General features: G+C 48.2%; 16 protein-coding genes and 1 riboswitch. Of the genes, 5 read left to right on the forward strand and 11 right to left on the reverse strand.

The window, feature by feature from the left end; translation table 11 throughout:
- Window positions 1-24: 24 nt before the first annotated feature.
- Window positions 25-966, reverse strand: a complete 942-nt coding sequence (locus J7E21_RS06865; RefSeq protein ID WP_215105933.1) for an NADP-dependent oxidoreductase — start codon at window positions 964-966, stop codon at window positions 25-27.
- Window positions 967-1,070: 104 nt separating this feature from the next.
- Window positions 1,071-1,114, forward strand: a riboswitch (PreQ1 riboswitch).
- A 7-nt stretch (window positions 1,115-1,121) separates the two neighbouring features.
- On the opposite strand from J7E21_RS06865, the gene queC reads away from it, so the two are divergent.
- The 3 genes from queC to queE are packed head-to-tail and all read left to right on the forward strand — an operon-like array spanning window position 1,122 to window position 2,910.
- Window positions 1,122-1,784, forward strand: a complete 663-nt coding sequence (gene queC, locus J7E21_RS06870) for a 7-cyano-7-deazaguanine synthase QueC (RefSeq protein WP_215105935.1) — start codon at window positions 1,122-1,124, stop codon at window positions 1,782-1,784.
- Window positions 1,781-2,206: a 6-carboxytetrahydropterin synthase QueD gene (gene queD / locus J7E21_RS06875; protein ID WP_215105937.1), complete on the forward strand. Its 426-nt coding sequence runs from the start codon at window positions 1,781-1,783 to the stop codon at window positions 2,204-2,206. The genes queC and queD overlap by 4 nt, the downstream gene beginning before the upstream one ends.
- A complete protein-coding gene (gene queE / locus J7E21_RS06880) occupies window positions 2,203-2,910 on the forward strand; it encodes a 7-carboxy-7-deazaguanine synthase QueE (protein WP_215105939.1) in 708 nt (235 codons plus the stop codon). The genes queD and queE overlap by 4 nt, the downstream gene beginning before the upstream one ends.
- A gap of 82 nt (window positions 2,911-2,992) precedes the next feature.
- On the opposite strand, the gene J7E21_RS06885 is transcribed toward queE, so the two are convergent.
- The 10 genes from J7E21_RS06885 to ezrA form a co-directional block, all read right to left on the reverse strand.
- On the reverse strand, window positions 2,993-3,322 hold the full coding sequence (locus J7E21_RS06885) for a zinc ribbon domain-containing protein YjdM (RefSeq protein ID WP_215105941.1): 330 nt from the start codon (window positions 3,320-3,322) through the stop codon (window positions 2,993-2,995).
- Between the two features lie 85 nt (window positions 3,323-3,407).
- On the reverse strand, window positions 3,408-3,827 hold the full coding sequence (locus J7E21_RS06890) for a universal stress protein (RefSeq protein WP_215105942.1): 420 nt from the start codon (window positions 3,825-3,827) through the stop codon (window positions 3,408-3,410).
- 121 nt (window positions 3,828-3,948) lie between these two features.
- Entirely contained in the window at window positions 3,949-4,872 is a 924-nt protein-coding gene (locus tag J7E21_RS06895; RefSeq protein ID WP_215105943.1) for a class I SAM-dependent methyltransferase, read from the reverse strand.
- Window positions 4,873-4,923: 51 nt separating this feature from the next.
- The gene (tpx, locus tag J7E21_RS06900; protein WP_215105944.1) at window positions 4,924-5,430 is read right to left on the reverse strand and encodes a thiol peroxidase; all 507 of its coding nucleotides are present in this window, start codon (window positions 5,428-5,430) and stop codon (window positions 4,924-4,926) included.
- Between the two features lie 36 nt (window positions 5,431-5,466).
- Window positions 5,467-6,036, reverse strand: coding sequence for an RDD family protein (locus J7E21_RS06905; RefSeq protein ID WP_215105945.1), 570 nt, complete (start codon window positions 6,034-6,036; stop codon window positions 5,467-5,469).
- Window positions 6,037-6,050: 14 nt separating this feature from the next.
- Window positions 6,051-7,061 carry a signal peptide peptidase SppA gene (gene sppA / locus J7E21_RS06910; RefSeq protein ID WP_215105946.1) on the reverse strand — a complete coding sequence of 337 codons (1,011 nt, stop codon included), beginning with the start codon at window positions 7,059-7,061 and terminating at the stop codon, window positions 6,051-6,053.
- Window positions 7,062-7,119: 58 nt separating this feature from the next.
- The gene (gene rarD / locus J7E21_RS06915; RefSeq protein WP_215105947.1) at window positions 7,120-8,052 is read right to left on the reverse strand and encodes an EamA family transporter RarD; all 933 of its coding nucleotides are present in this window, start codon (window positions 8,050-8,052) and stop codon (window positions 7,120-7,122) included.
- 277 nt (window positions 8,053-8,329) lie between these two features.
- Window positions 8,330-9,532 (reverse strand): tRNA uracil 4-sulfurtransferase ThiI, encoded by a 1,203-nt coding sequence (thiI, locus tag J7E21_RS06920; protein ID WP_215105950.1) that lies wholly within the window; start codon window positions 9,530-9,532, stop codon window positions 8,330-8,332.
- Window positions 9,529-10,641 (reverse strand): cysteine desulfurase family protein, encoded by a 1,113-nt coding sequence (locus tag J7E21_RS06925; RefSeq protein WP_215105952.1) that lies wholly within the window; start codon window positions 10,639-10,641, stop codon window positions 9,529-9,531. Before J7E21_RS06925 ends, thiI begins: the two co-directional genes overlap by 4 nt.
- A gap of 57 nt (window positions 10,642-10,698) precedes the next feature.
- A complete protein-coding gene (ezrA, locus tag J7E21_RS06930; protein ID WP_215105954.1) occupies window positions 10,699-12,393 on the reverse strand; it encodes a septation ring formation regulator EzrA in 1,695 nt (564 codons plus the stop codon).
- Window positions 12,394-12,544: 151 nt separating this feature from the next.
- On the opposite strand from ezrA, the gene hisJ reads away from it, so the two are divergent.
- Together hisJ and J7E21_RS06940 are read left to right on the forward strand one after the other, a co-directional pair.
- Complete coding sequence (gene hisJ / locus J7E21_RS06935; protein ID WP_215106170.1) at window positions 12,545-13,339, forward strand: histidinol-phosphatase HisJ; 795 nt, start codon at window positions 12,545-12,547, stop codon at window positions 13,337-13,339.
- A 32-nt stretch (window positions 13,340-13,371) separates the two neighbouring features.
- Window positions 13,372-13,851 (forward strand): GAF domain-containing protein, encoded by a 480-nt coding sequence (locus tag J7E21_RS06940; protein ID WP_215105956.1) that lies wholly within the window; start codon window positions 13,372-13,374, stop codon window positions 13,849-13,851.
- The last annotated feature ends 43 nt before the right edge of the window (window positions 13,852-13,894 follow it).

Raw genomic sequence — 13,894 nt, forward strand, 5'->3', positions numbered from 1 at the left:
GCGGCCATTGATGCCGCGTGCTTTTTATGTTTCCTTCACTTTAATGATGATTTTTCCTCTCGCGTGGTGAGTTTCGCTCAATTCATGCGCTGCACGGACTTCTTCTTCCGTCAAATGGAACACATGGCCAACTTCCGGCCTCACTTCACCCGATATAAACAAATCCCCTAGTTTTTTTAATTGGGCTCCGTCCGGTTCAAGCCAAAATCCGTTAACGGAAATGCCCAATTGCTCGGCTTTAGCTTCATCCGGCTGGCCGGCAATGCTGACGAGCCTTCCGCCATGCTTTAATACCCCGTAGCTTTTCTCCAAGGTCTCTCCGCCCATGGTATCCAAAACAAAATCGAAATCTTCGAGCACTTCCGAAAAATCCTCTTCATGGTAATCGATCACCCGGTTCGCGCCAAGTGATGTCACCAATTCATCGTTCTTGTCGCTCGCTGTCGTCGCTACATAAGCACCGATGCTGTTGGCGATTTGGATGGCCATGCTGCCGACGCCTCCTGCCCCTGCGTGGATCAGCACTTTCTCGCCTTTTTTGATATGGCCGATTTCCACCAGGCATTGCCAAGCGGTAAGCCCCGTCAACGGAATTGCGGCACCTTGTTCAAAGCTCATGCTTTCCGGCATGCGGGCAAGCAGGTTCTCATCGACCGGAACGAATTCCGCATAAGTGCCTTGCCGCGTCGTTGCAGGGCGTGCAAATACCCTGTCGCCGACTTGAAAATGTCTAACTTCCGATCCGATTTGGCGGACAATTCCCGCCACGTCCCACCCGAGAATAATCGGAAACTCCCAAGGCAGCATGTCTTTTAAATAGCCTTCGCGCAGTTTCCAATCTATCGGATTGACCGAAGTCGCATGGACTTCGACGAGTACTTGATTTTCGGCAATTGACGGCGTTTCAACTTCCCGTTCTTTTAATTGCTCTCTTCCTCCATACTGATCGATCACAATCGCTTTCACACGCAGCCACCCCTTCCATTTTAATTATCTATACCCTTTTGTGGAGTCGCTACACACGAAAAGGCGCCATAAGCTTTTCAATTATGCTATTATGGGAACTGTTTCATAAAGAGGTTCGCAAACTCCCTCTCTAAAAAACTAAGGAGCTGTATACGATGAAAAATGAAAAAGCTGTCGTTGTTTTCAGCGGTGGACAAGATAGCACCACTTGCCTTTTTTGGGCACTCGAGGAATTCGGCGAAGTGCTTGCTGTCACTTTCGATTACGGGCAGCGGCATGCACAGGAAATCGACCATGCCAAACAGATCGCTGAAACGCTCGGAGTCACACTTCAAGTGCTCGACCTCGGATTAATCAATCAACTGTCCGCTAACGCCTTAACACGCGATTCGATTGACGTGAGCGGACAAACGGATGGGCTGCCTTCTACATTCGTGCCAGGCCGCAACCTTTTGTTCTTATCCTTTGCCGCCATCTATGCCGATGCCTTCGGTGCGCGCCATTTGGTGACGGGGGTCAGCGAGACCGACTTCAGCGGCTATCCCGATTGCCGCGATACGTTTATCCGCTCGTTGAACGTCAGCTTAAATTTGGCGATGGACAAGCAGTTCGTCATCCATACGCCGCTCATGTGGATTGATAAAGCGGGTGTGTGGGAATTGTCCGACCAGCTCGGCGCTTTGGAATTCGTTCAGACGGAAACTTTGACCTGCTATAATGGCGTAGCTGCTGCCGGATGCGGCACTTGCCCAGCCTGCGTACTGCGCAATGACGGGTTGAGTAAATATCTGTCCCAAAAAGCGGGTGCCGAGTCATGATACAGCAATTTTATCCATCGGTCGCACACGCTTTCCGCTTTGAATTGAATAAAGATATGCATTTTTCTGCAGCGCATTATATTCCTGCAGAACAAGCCGGCCAGTGCGCCCGCATGCACGGCCATACGTACACGCTCAATATTACGATCGCCGGAAACCAGTTGAACACCATCGGTTTTCTGATCGATTTTAAAGAGCTGAAAAACCTGATCCATAAACGCTACGACCATACCGTACTAAATGACCATGCGGAATTCACCCAAACGTTTCCAACAACCGAACAGCTCGCAGAACAAATTTTTCTCATGACCCAGAAACTGCTCGATGGGACTGACAATCAGCCACGCTGCCTGCAGGTCATCGTCCGAGAAACACCGACCAGCTATGTCGTCTACCGCCCTTTAAGCGAGGGTTCCTCATGAAAATTCCCGTTATGGAAATTTTCGGCCCGACTATTCAAGGAGAAGGTATGGTCATAGGACAGAAAACGATGTTTGTACGGACTGCCGGTTGCGATTATTCCTGTTCGTGGTGTGATTCAAAATTCACTTGGGATGGTACTGGAAAAAGCGTCATGATGAATGCTCAAGCCATCACCGATGAACTCGAACAGCTCGGAAAGGAAAATTTTTCGCATGTGACGATCTCCGGAGGCAATCCGGCTCTTCATAAAGGCATCAGTGAACTGGTTGCTCTTTGCCATGAAAAGGGCTGGCAGACCGCTGTTGAAACACAAGGCAGCATATGGCAGGACTGGCTGGCTGAAATCGATGAGGTCACGGTTTCTCCGAAGCCCCCGAGTTCGGGGATGATTTTGGATTACTCTAAACTCGATGCGCTGCTCGGGAAGCTTGCCCCCAATCAAGCCAGCCTGAAAGTCGTCGTCTTTGATGATGCGGATTTGTTCTTTGCTGAACAGCTTCATATACGTTATCCGTCCTTTCCATTCTTTTTACAAGTCGGAAATGACGATACCCTGACTGTTGACGATGAAAAACTGACGCAGCATTTATTGGGACGTTATCAATGGCTGATTGATAGGCATTTAACATCCGCCGCACTTAATAATGCGAAAGTATTGCCCCAGCTTCATACTTTGCTATGGGGCAATAAGCGCGGAGTGTGAAGTATAAAGCGAAAAACCGGTCATCCATCCTTTAAAAGGTTGGTATGACCGGTTTTTTCTTTCAAAAAAAATGCGCAAGCACTCAAGCTTTTTTCACGAATTCCGATTTCAGTTGCATCGCCCCGAAGCCGTCGATTTTGCAATCGATATTATGGTCGCCGTCGACGAGCCGGATGCTTTTTACTTTCGTGCCGATTTTCAATGTGTTTGAGCTGCCTTTTACTTTCAAATCCTTAATGACTGTGACAGCGTCTCCGTCTTGCAAAATGTTTCCGACAGCATCGCGTATGACTTGCGCTTGTTCTTGTTCATTCGGATTCCATTCATGTGCACATTCCGGACAAACCAGCCTGTCTCCATCTTTATACGTATACTCAGAACCGCATTTCGGGCAATTCGGCAAATCCACCATTATTCATCCCCCAATATTCGCAATGCTTTTGCAGCACTATGTGCTCTAAGTATACCAAATGACGATCCAGCGTGATGCGCTATTTTCACCTTACGACAAGAACCGGGCATTCTGCGTGATTGACGACTTTATGGCTGACACTGCCGAGCATCACTTCGCGGATTGGAGATAAACCGCGGCTGCCGATGACGAGCAGATCGTATTGCTTATCTTTCGTCATCCCGACTATGGCAGGGCCTGGTATGCCATGCAGCACTTCGACTTGATGGAATATCTCTTTCCTTTCCAGCATTTCGGTCACCGGCTGGATTTTTTTCCGTCTTGCTAAATCGAACTCCATTGCCGACGCATCGTGGATCACTTCGTTTTCATCTTCCTTATAATCGGAGACATAGACGACCGTCACTTCCGCTCCATTGACCAATCCTGCAATTTTTACCGCTTCCTTGGCGGCGCGGATCGAGTTTTCCGAACCGTCGACTGCCAGTAAGATTTGTTGATACATATCCCCACTCCTCTCAGACTAATCATTCCCCCGTCTCTTTACGCTATTCGCCGTTTATATAGAATTTCCTGCCTTTTTCTTGAAACGAAAAAGACCGGCCCTGTATAAGACCGATCTTTTCTTATGCTTTGTTTTCTTTGAACCATTCATTCACCTGTGTGAAAAATTTCGCCATCGTTTCCGGTTTCGACATATTCGGAACTCGTGCGAGCAGCACTTCTTTCGGGGCTTTCAAGCCATCTTGTTTTTTCTGCAAGATGAGGATAGCTTTGGCATGCTGGGCATGTTTGAAAATATTGTCCGGCAACTCCATGACCGCCTGGATATGCGCTTGCTGCTTCAAGAAATGATGCAATTGGTTGGCGAGCGGTGATTCAAACAAGTTTTTCGGGATGACAAAAAATAAATAGCCGCCTTCTTTTGTATGTTTCAAGGATTGTTCGATAAATAGATGGTGCGCATATGACATGCCTTCTTCCGCATGTAAATCATAAGAAGAAGCGACTTGCTCATCCGGGTAATAGCCGACCGGCAAATCCGATACGACACAATCGGCCGGATCGATCAACAAGGGCTGTAAGGCATCCTGCAAATAGAATGTCACCGGCTGTTCGATCAAGTTTCCGATATTCGAGGCAAGGCGGATCAATAAATCGTCTATCTCTACAGCCGTTCCCGTCATGCGCCCGTCCAAATAGTTCATGACCGTGAACAATAAATTGCCGGTCCCTGCTGCGGGATCGAGCACAGTCGCCTGCTGATCTTTGACGAACAATTCGACAAGATAGCCGACAAGTAAGCCGAGTGCGTCCGGCGTCATTTGGTGATGCGGCTGGACATGTTCTTTCATGCCTTTCAAAATCGCCAATTGGATTGCTTTCCGAACGTCTTCTTTCGTGGCGCCAACAGGTACATTTAATTGCCCATCGAGCCATCTTTCAGTCGTGGTGAGCAAGCTCTCCAAATAGGAAAGTTCCTGCTGCTTTTGGACTGACACCGTTTCATTGTCGATCATGATGAAAATGCTTTCCATAGATGAATTCATAAATCTCCGTCCTCATGATAAAACCCACTCTAGGAGAGTGGGTTTCTAGTATTAGTTTGTCAGTTCTCTTACTGCTTCGAGTGCTTTTTCATAATCCGGGTGATCGGTGCCTTCTGCTACATATTCAACATAAGCCACTTCGTCGTTTTCATCGACGACGAAAATGGAGCGTGCCAATAAGCGAAGTTCCTGCATCGTTACGCCATACGCTTCACCAAATGACAGGTCGCGGTGGTCGGACAATGTCGTGATCGAATCGACGCCATTGATTTCCGTCCAGCGCTTTTGTGCGAATGGAAGATCGCAGGAAACTGTAAGTACTTCCACGTTGTCGCCGAGAGATGCCGCTTCGTCGCTGAAGCGTTTCGTCTGATCGGAACATAAGCCGGTATCAAGTGATGGAACGACACTTACCAATCGAACTTTGCCTTTGAAGTCCTGCAAAGTTTTCGACTCCAGGCCGTTGGATAACGCCGTGAAATGCGGTGCCTGCTCGCCCACTTTCACTTCTTTACCGGGCAATGTGACAGGGTTTTGCTTGAATGTGATTTGTACCAATTGCAACGCCTCCCTTTTCAAATTAACTCTATCATACTAAATGCTTTCACTTTCTTGCAACCGAGACCCTTCCAAACGTGTTTTCGCCATTTCGCGCTTCCGGTAAGATTCCTCGTGGACCACAGTCGTGTCGGCGATAAAATCATGAACCCCTTGCTTTAATGGCGTAAAGCCGACAATCCAATATAACGGCAAAATCGTCACTGAAATAAAGCGGCCGATCCACTCGCGGAACAATAAAGTGGTCCACGGCAAATGGTCGGTTTTCAGTGAAACGACCCGCAGGCCTAAAATCATCTTGCCTACGGTCTGGGCGAAAAACTTAGTCATCAGGATGAAATAGCCATAGAACACGATTGCAGTCAAAATCGCATACGGCGCATACCAGGCACTCCCTGACGTTTCCCAGCCGAATAACGCAAACAGTGGAAGGATGACTATAGAAGAAATCGCTGAAATGATTGAGATATCAATCAAGTAAGCCCAAAAGCGCATCCAAAACCCTGCCGGCTTGCGTTCATAAAACAGCACGTTGTCAGTTGTCGGCCGAACCGGCGGAGTCGCAGCCGGTTGCTCTATCGCATCTGTATTGATGTGATCAGTCATGCTTCTCCACCTCCTTAGTTCTCACCGTATAGATACATCATGCGCGGTCCGCTGTTTTGCGTTAGCATATCCGCTATTAATTTGGTTTCCATATCCATGCCGAAGAATGAACTTGTCTTCATTGCAAATAGTGAAGCCCAATTCCCGCTGGCACCGTACTCAAATACTTCGCCGCCTTCTAAACTGAAATCTTCACTCATAGCTTGGATTACGTCTTCTTCAAAACCAAAGTCATCCGCCAGGTTCGCTTCAACTGCCTGCCGTCCGTTCATGATTCTACCGTCCGCGTATTCTTTTACTTCCGCTTCGGTCATATCGCGGCCTTGTTCGATGACATCGACAAATTGTTCGTATGAACTATCAAGCATCTCTTGCAATAATGCCCGTTCGTCCTCAGTCATATCGCGTGTCGGACTCATGATATCTTTGTAAGGACCGGATTTGATCGTAACAAAATCCACGCCATAGCGTTCTGCAAGTTCGCCGTAATTAACGCTTTGCATAATGACGCCGATCGATCCTGTCAAAGTTTCTTCATTAACGAAAATCTTTTCTGCAGGTGCGGAAATATAATACCCGCCGGATGCAGCCATCGATCCCATCGATACGTAAAGCGGCTTACCGGTTTCTTCCTGGATTTCGGTGATTTTGTCGTGGATCTGTGCAGATTCGACGACACCGCCTCCTGGAGAATTCACATTCAAGACAACACCTTTTACGCTATCGTCTTCTTTTACTGCTTCCAATTGTTCCATAAACAGATCATGGTTATAGCCAACGGCCGCGAAAACAGGCGTCTCGCCACTATCTTGAATTGCACCGTCCACGGTCAACACGGCGATGCGGTTATTGGCATCCCCTGACTCAAGCACCTGTTCGCCCAGCCCAGTGTCGTCAGTGCCTATGAAGTCATCAAAACCTGAGGCAAAATCTGATTTCAACACTGTAAACGCCGAGTTGATGACGAGTGAAATCACCAGCAATGCAGCAGCGGCGAGTAAAGCAATCCAGCGTTTTGTATTCATCCTTTAATTCCCTCCTTAAGTATTCCATTTAACTATACGGCATACGCTCCAAAATGTTTCACTTTCCGGTAAATTCGGCACCAAGTATGTGGCGTTTTTTTCTCATGCGCCTCGCTTCCATGATTTTGGATCCGGTGAACAAAATCAACGCGCTCCAGATAAAGGAGAAAGAAACGACAGACACAAGGCCGAATGCCTCTCCGTAGATGAGCACACCAATCAGCAGCATTAAAGTCGGAGCGATGTATTGCAAAAATCCGACCATGTATAGAGGGATGAGCGGCGCACCCATCGCAAAAAACAGCAACGGCAACGCAGTGAGGAATCCGCTGAGGACGACGAGCAGGTCGGTCGAGATTCCGCTATGCAAGAATGCCGCGCGGTCGATGGAAAATAAATAAACATAATAGGCAGTCGCAAACGGCAACACGAACAAAGTCTCGATCGCGAGGCCCCGCAGCGCGTTCAATTGAATGGTCTTTTTGATCAAGCCGTAGAACGCGAAGCTGAACGCCATGCCAAGCGCCAGCCAAGGCAATGTCCCGTAAGAAACGGTGATGATGGTGACGCCGATCGCCGCCAGCACAAACGCGACTTTCACCGCTGGGGAAAGTTTTTCCTTCAAAAAAAACGAGCCCAGCAAAACGGAAATGAGCGGATTGATGTAATAGCCGAGACTCGTTTCAACTATGCGGTCATTGGTAACGGCGTAGATATAAAAGAACCAATTGGCCGAAATGAGAAACGAAGCGAGCATGAGCAGGAAAAATGTCTTCTTCGATGCCCACAAGGATTTGACATCAGCGAAAAGCTGCTTTCCTCCTCCAGTCAGCACGATAAAGCCCAGCGTCAGCCAAAATGCCCAAAAAATGCGGCCAGCCAATAATTCATCTGCCGGCACATGGTCGACTTGTTTCCAAAATATCGGCAGGAACCCCCAAATCGTATACGTTAAAATCGTCAGCAGTGTCCCTTTTTTTTCTTCAGTCATCTTCGCATCGCGCACCATTCTCAAAGTATTTTTGTATTCGAAATAATAGACCCATTATATGCCTGCCCTACCGGAAAGTAAATACAGCAAAAGCCTCCGCTGATACCGGAAGCTTTTGAAAGAAATGTTATTTTTTTGCGTTTTCCACTTGCTGCAATTCATCAATGGGCTCATCTCCACCTACATTGCCTTCCGTCAAGACGACAAACACTTTGACGAGTCCCTCTTCCACTCTAAACGGTCCGGTTGTGTGACCGGTAGAATTTTCAAGAAAAGATTACAGCAATCCCTCAAAGCGCTGTTCTTTCGTTCGCGGGAATTCAATCACTTCCCGATTTGCCACCGCCTTGTCGATCATTTCATCAAACGAAACAAAACTCTCGTAATGTTCCACTTTATCGGTTTTCGGTTTAGTTTTCGGATTGGCCGGCGTGAAGATCGTGCAGCAATCCTCGAACGGGCGGATTGAAATTTCGTACGTATCGATCGCTTGTGCAGTTTCGATAATTTCCAGTTTGTCCTGCGCAATGAGCGGCCGCAAAATCGGCGTCGTTGTGACCGCGTTGATCGCCTGCAGACTATCTAATGTCTGGCTGGCGACTTGGCCGAGGCTCTCGCCGGTGATGATGGCCTTGCAGTCGGTTTTCGCACGTACCGAGTCCGCCACGCGCATCATCATGCGCCGGGTCGAGGTCATGGTGATATTATCCGGCACTTGCTTATGGACTTCCTGCTGGAGCTCTGTAAACGGAATGATATGCAAGGTGACCGGCGAACCGAAACCGCTCAGCTTCTCTGCCAAATCGAGCACTTTCTCTTTTGCGCGCTCGGTCGTAAACGGAGGGCTGAAAAAGTGGATCAATTCGAGCTTCACGCCGCGCTTCAACATGTGATACCCGGCGACCGGGCTGTCGATGCCGCCAGACAGCATCAGCAAAGCTTTGCCACCTGCACCAATCGGCAACCCCGCTGCCCCTTTGATCGTTTCAGCCATCATATAGACGGCATCTTTGCGGATTTCCACATTCAGATCAATATCTGGATTTTTCATCGAGACGGTCAATTCCGGCGTATTCCCTAAAACATAGCCGCCGATTGCCCGCATGATTTCCGGTTTTTCGTACGGAAATTCCTTGAAGGGCCTTTTGACGGACACTTTGAAGCTTTTGCCTTGCGTGTCCATTGTTTCAACGATCGACAATGCCGTTTCTTTCATTACGGAAAGGTCCAGGCTCGTTTGCGTTACCGGGCTGAATGATTGGATGCCGAAAACATATGGCAGGCGCTTGATGATGTCTTCCATGCCTTGTTCATCATCGCAAAATAAAAACATCCGGTCGCGTTCCGCTTTAATGCGGACGGTCGGTACACCCGCAAATAGATGCAGGATGTTATTCCGCAGACGCGCGATAAATGCTTTTCGATTGCGTCCTTTTGTAGACAATTCTCCGTAACGGATAAGTATTTGGTTAGTTCTCATGATTGTTCGACTCCTTTAATCAATTGATGCACACGCTTGAAATGTTTTTTGAATTCGATAATTTCCTGGTGTGTCGTCATGGCCCCGAAACTGATGCGGACCGTGCCTTCTCGGTATTCCCGCGGCAACCCGATCGCTTCGATGACATGGCTCGTCTGTTTATTTTTTGAGGAGCAGGCACTTGATGTTGAAACGATCACGTTTTCCTCTTGCAACCCGCTCACTACGGTTTCTCCGCGCACACCGGCAATGGCCACGGCGAGAATATTAGGAGCTGCTCCTTCAGGGCTGACGATGTGAATGTCCTTAAAGCCGGCAAAAAATGAACGCAACTCCGCATTCCATTTTAGGTGATCCGCGTCCGGTCTAGCAAGGCGCACTGCTTTGGCGAGCGCTGCTGCATTCGGAACGGATACCGTTCCGCTCCGAATACCTCCTTCCTGCCCGCCTCCAAGCAGGATTGGAGCGAGTTCCGCTTTGTTCACAGCCAACAAGCCGCTGTTTTTCAGTCCGTGCAGCTTGTGGCCAGAAACCGTCAGTAAATCCGGCAATTGATTTAGGTCGAGCGGAAGGCGGCCGATGCCTTGCACCGCGTCTACATGCAATAGCGTCCGTGTGCTTTTGAGCATGCGGCGGATATCCGCCAGCGGATGGATGGTGCCGATTTCATTATTGACCTGCATGAGGCTCACGAGAATGGTATCCGCGCGCAGCGCCTGTTTCAATTCTTCGAGATCGATTGCACCAGTTGCATCCACAGACAATAAGCTGATGTCAAAACCTTCATTCGAAAGTTGCTTTAGTGGTTCGAGAACCGATGGATGCTCGGTTTTGCAGGAGATGATATGGCGGCCCTTTTCCTTGTTCGCATAGGCGGCGCCGCGCAGCGCCAGATTATTCGCTTCTGTGCCGCCTGAAGTGAAAATGATCCGCTCAAATCCAAGGAGGCTTTTGAGTTGTCTGCGCGCTGATTCCAGCAAATCTTCCGCTTCATTCCCCAATCGGTGTAAGGAAGCGGGATTCGCATAATACTGGGTGCTCGCTTTGACGAACGTATCCAGTACTTCGGCATGCGGCTTTGTCGTCGCGCTATTGTCCAAATAAATCATCAAAATCCCTCCGACAAGAAAACCACCAGCCTGTATGCTGGTGGTTTTCTGATTTTCTTAATTGTTTTCTTTGACAAGCACTTCAATCCGTTTCATCGATCCCGGTTCGAAGTTTTCCACAGCGGTCGCCGCTTCCTCCAGTGCTTTCGTATAGCGCAGCTGACGGAACGACTCTTCTGCTTCCATTAAATGGGCATGAAGCTGCGGGTTCGTTTTTCGGTAACGGTTGCCGTATTGAATGATGCGTTCGACAAGCAAAACATTTTCGATCATTTCTTTCGCTTTCGTTTCCACATCCACAATGCTCGTTTCCGATTGTTCCATATAATTGTCGACCAACTTCATATTGAGCGGTACTTCGCGAAGCGCACGCATAGCGATGAAGAGATGTTCTTCCGCTTCTTCCAAACGGACGTCCAAATCTTCCGGTACCCCTGGAATGTTCGCTTTATGCAGCATGCGGTCCGTTTCCTGCAGGCGGCGTCTCAACTGCTCCACTTTGATGCGGGCTTGGTTTTCTTCGACGCGCAGATTTTTCAAGGAATCGGTAAAGTCCATTTGTGTCGAATCGACAATCGATAGATCTTCACGGATATGCATCAATTCGTCCTGCAGGCTGGAATATGCGGATTGATCTTCTTCCAAGCGGCTCGACAACAATTCAAAGCGCTTCGCGAGCTGCTCCACTTTGTCGAGGCAGGTTTTAGGAATCGATGCTTCCTGGTCGGTGATTTTGTAGCTATGCTGGACGTAGCGGCTTTCTTCTTCCAGCTCTGTCGTATCGCGCGCCACAACTTGCAGATGGCGCTCGGTTTCCATCAAGTGCTGATCGATATAATGTTTTGCAGCCACTTCCGCTTCCAGCAGATCGTACATCGCATCGATGCGGTCTTTGATCTCATCGACTTGTTTTTTGCTGTCTTCCACTTCAAGAATTTCGAGCTTGTGCTTCAAGCCTTTCAGCTCCTGCTCAATATCATCCAGCTTCTCAGTTAAGCCAAGATGGTCCAAATAATACGATTGCTCTTCCATTTCCTGTTTACCTTGGCGCAGCTGCGCCAAATCTTGCGGAATCTTTTCATTGATTTCCGTCAGCAGCATTGGAATGTCATCAACGAGCATAAACGCTTCATCGCTTTCAACTGATAAATTAATGACGGTTTCACGCGCTTTCAAATAATTTCCTTCTTCTGTCAGCTGATCGTATTCATCGAATCGCTGCACAAAAGATTCCAAACGCTTTTCAAGCGGGTCTGCTGATGCGCCGAATGATGATTTATGTGCCAGCAGGTTTTTACGGGCTCGAACATATTTATCCTGGATCAAATCCATTTCACTGCGATTTTTTTCTTCACTGCCGATCAGCTCATCCAGTTCTGAAAAAATCACCGCTATTTGCTGATCCGCATCGTCTATCTTCACTTCCGCCTGCTTTTCCAATTTGGAAGCTTTCGAAAAATTAAAGCGCTTGATCGACTCTTCGGCATCGTACAGAGTGGCGTCTATTTTCGGGATGTCTACATCCATGATTTCAGTCCATTGTTTGCGCCAGCGCTCAAACATTTCTTCGGTCTGGCCATTCAAGTTCAATTGTTTCACTTTGGTGAGTTCTTCCATAATTGGTTTCTCTGTCAGTTGCAGTTTCAGTTTTTCCAGGCGCTCGATTTCCGCATTATGTTTTTTTCGAAACATCATGCCAATGATAAGCAACGCCAATAGAATGATGACCGCAATGATGATATACTCCATCATAAGTCATTTAGCCCCCTGTTCCAAATACATTACCGGTTACATAAGTATCTTCACTATTCTTTTATTTTAACATGTATTCTACTCTTTTGTTTGGCAAATTAGAAGAAAATAGGGAATAATTTTATCAAATTGAAAAGATGGTGAACAGATGATAAAACGAGACGGCCACACCCACACGCCTTTTTGTCCGCACGGAACGAGCGACCCTTTCCGCGCATACATCCTCAAAGCGATAGACAATGGATTTCAAGAAATCAGTTTCACGGAGCACGCTCCCTTGCCGTTCGGGTTTCTTGATCCGACACCCGAGCAGGATAGCGGCATGAAAATGGCGGAGTTGCCGGATTATTTCGCGGCACTCGAGCAAGCGAAAGACGAATTCTCCGGAAACTTGCGGATCCGGGCCGGCCTGGAAGTGGATTTCATCCAAGGGTTTGAACAACAAACCGCCCACCTTTTGGAACAGGTCGGCCCGCAACTCGACGATGCCATTTTGTCGGTGCATTTTTTGCGCTATCAAGACCGTTGGGTTTGTGCGGATTTCAGCGCCGAAGTTTTTATGCAACTTGCACGGGACATGGGTTCGGTCCAAGCAGTCTATGATTTGTATTACGATACACTAGAAGCTTCTATTAGAGCGGACCTCGGCCCATTTAAACCGAAACGCATCGGACACGTGACCTTGATCCATAAATTCCAGCACAGCCACGGCGAAACGATCGACGATGATGACCGTATACGGAAGATCCTTCGCATGGTCAAAGAACAAGGCTATGAACTCGACGTCAACTCTGCCGGATTATCAAAGCCGGACTGCCTGGAATTTTACCCCCCGGAGCCGTATATCGACTATGCCCGCAACCTGGGCATCCCGCTTGTCTTCGGTTCGGATGCCCATAAGGTTGCGGACTTGCACAAATACGCCGATCAATTTTATACTGAATGATCAAGAAAAAATTTCAGAAAAGAGATGGTTCCATGTTTGCTACATCACCTTATAGCGGTACTCGTGCAGAACAATATAATTTACTCAATAAACAATTGGATGCGTTGCTTGAAGGCGAACCGAACCGCATCGCCAACCTGTCAAACGCCTCTGCCTTGCTTGGCCAGTTTCTGGACCGCATCAACTGGGTCGGATTTTACTTGATGGATGAAGGAGAACTTGTGCTGGGGCCTTTCCAAGGAATGCCAGCTTGTGTCCGTATCCCGGTCGGCAAAGGAGTATGCGGAACGGCCATCGACAAGAACGAAACGATGCTTATCGACGATGTCCACGCATTCCCGGGTCATATCGCCTGTGATGCTGCTTCCCGTTCTGAAATCGTTGTCCCGATCATAAAAGACGGCGAAGCTCTTGGCGTCTTGGATATCGACAGCCCGGAACTAGCCCGCTTTACAGAAGATGACCGCTTAGGACTCGAGCAATTCGTCAAAACTTTAATCAAGCATATTTAATGAACACACAAAAAGATCCCGGCCAAAAAGGCCGGGATCTTTT

The organism is Planococcus sp. ISL-109 (genome assembly GCF_018613655.1).
Taxonomy (GTDB): Bacteria; Bacillota; Bacilli; order Bacillales_A; family Planococcaceae; genus Planococcus.

Bases quoted from the DNA above. Each gene is read 5' to 3' on its own strand.
- J7E21_RS06885 (WP_215105941.1), bottom strand. From the start codon at position 3,322: ATGGTGGATTTGCCGAATTGCCCGAAATGCGGTTCTGAGTATACGTAT.
- sppA (WP_215105946.1), bottom strand. From the start codon at position 7,061: ATGAATACAAAACGCTGGATTGCTTTACTCGCCGCTGCTGCATTGCTG.
- queD (WP_215105937.1), top strand. From the start codon at position 1,781: ATGATACAGCAATTTTATCCATCGGTCGCACACGCTTTCCGCTTTGAA.
- thiI (WP_215105950.1), bottom strand. From the start codon at position 9,532: ATGAGAACTAACCAAATACTTATCCGTTACGGAGAATTGTCTACAAAA.
- rarD (WP_215105947.1), bottom strand. From the start codon at position 8,052: ATGACTGAAGAAAAAAAAGGGACACTGCTGACGATTTTAACGTATACG.
- J7E21_RS06940 (WP_215105956.1), top strand. From the start codon at position 13,372: ATGTTTGCTACATCACCTTATAGCGGTACTCGTGCAGAACAATATAAT.
- J7E21_RS06905 (WP_215105945.1), bottom strand. From the start codon at position 6,036: ATGACTGATCACATCAATACAGATGCGATAGAGCAACCGGCTGCGACT.
- queE (WP_215105939.1), top strand. From the start codon at position 2,203: ATGAAAATTCCCGTTATGGAAATTTTCGGCCCGACTATTCAAGGAGAA.
- ezrA (WP_215105954.1), bottom strand. From the start codon at position 12,393: ATGATGGAGTATATCATCATTGCGGTCATCATTCTATTGGCGTTGCTT.
- J7E21_RS06925 (WP_215105952.1), bottom strand. From the start codon at position 10,641: ATGATTTATTTGGACAATAGCGCGACGACAAAGCCGCATGCCGAAGTA.
- queC (WP_215105935.1), top strand. From the start codon at position 1,122: ATGAAAAATGAAAAAGCTGTCGTTGTTTTCAGCGGTGGACAAGATAGC.
- J7E21_RS06895 (WP_215105943.1), bottom strand. From the start codon at position 4,872: ATGAATTCATCTATGGAAAGCATTTTCATCATGATCGACAATGAAACG.
- J7E21_RS06890 (WP_215105942.1), bottom strand. From the start codon at position 3,827: ATGTATCAACAAATCTTACTGGCAGTCGACGGTTCGGAAAACTCGATC.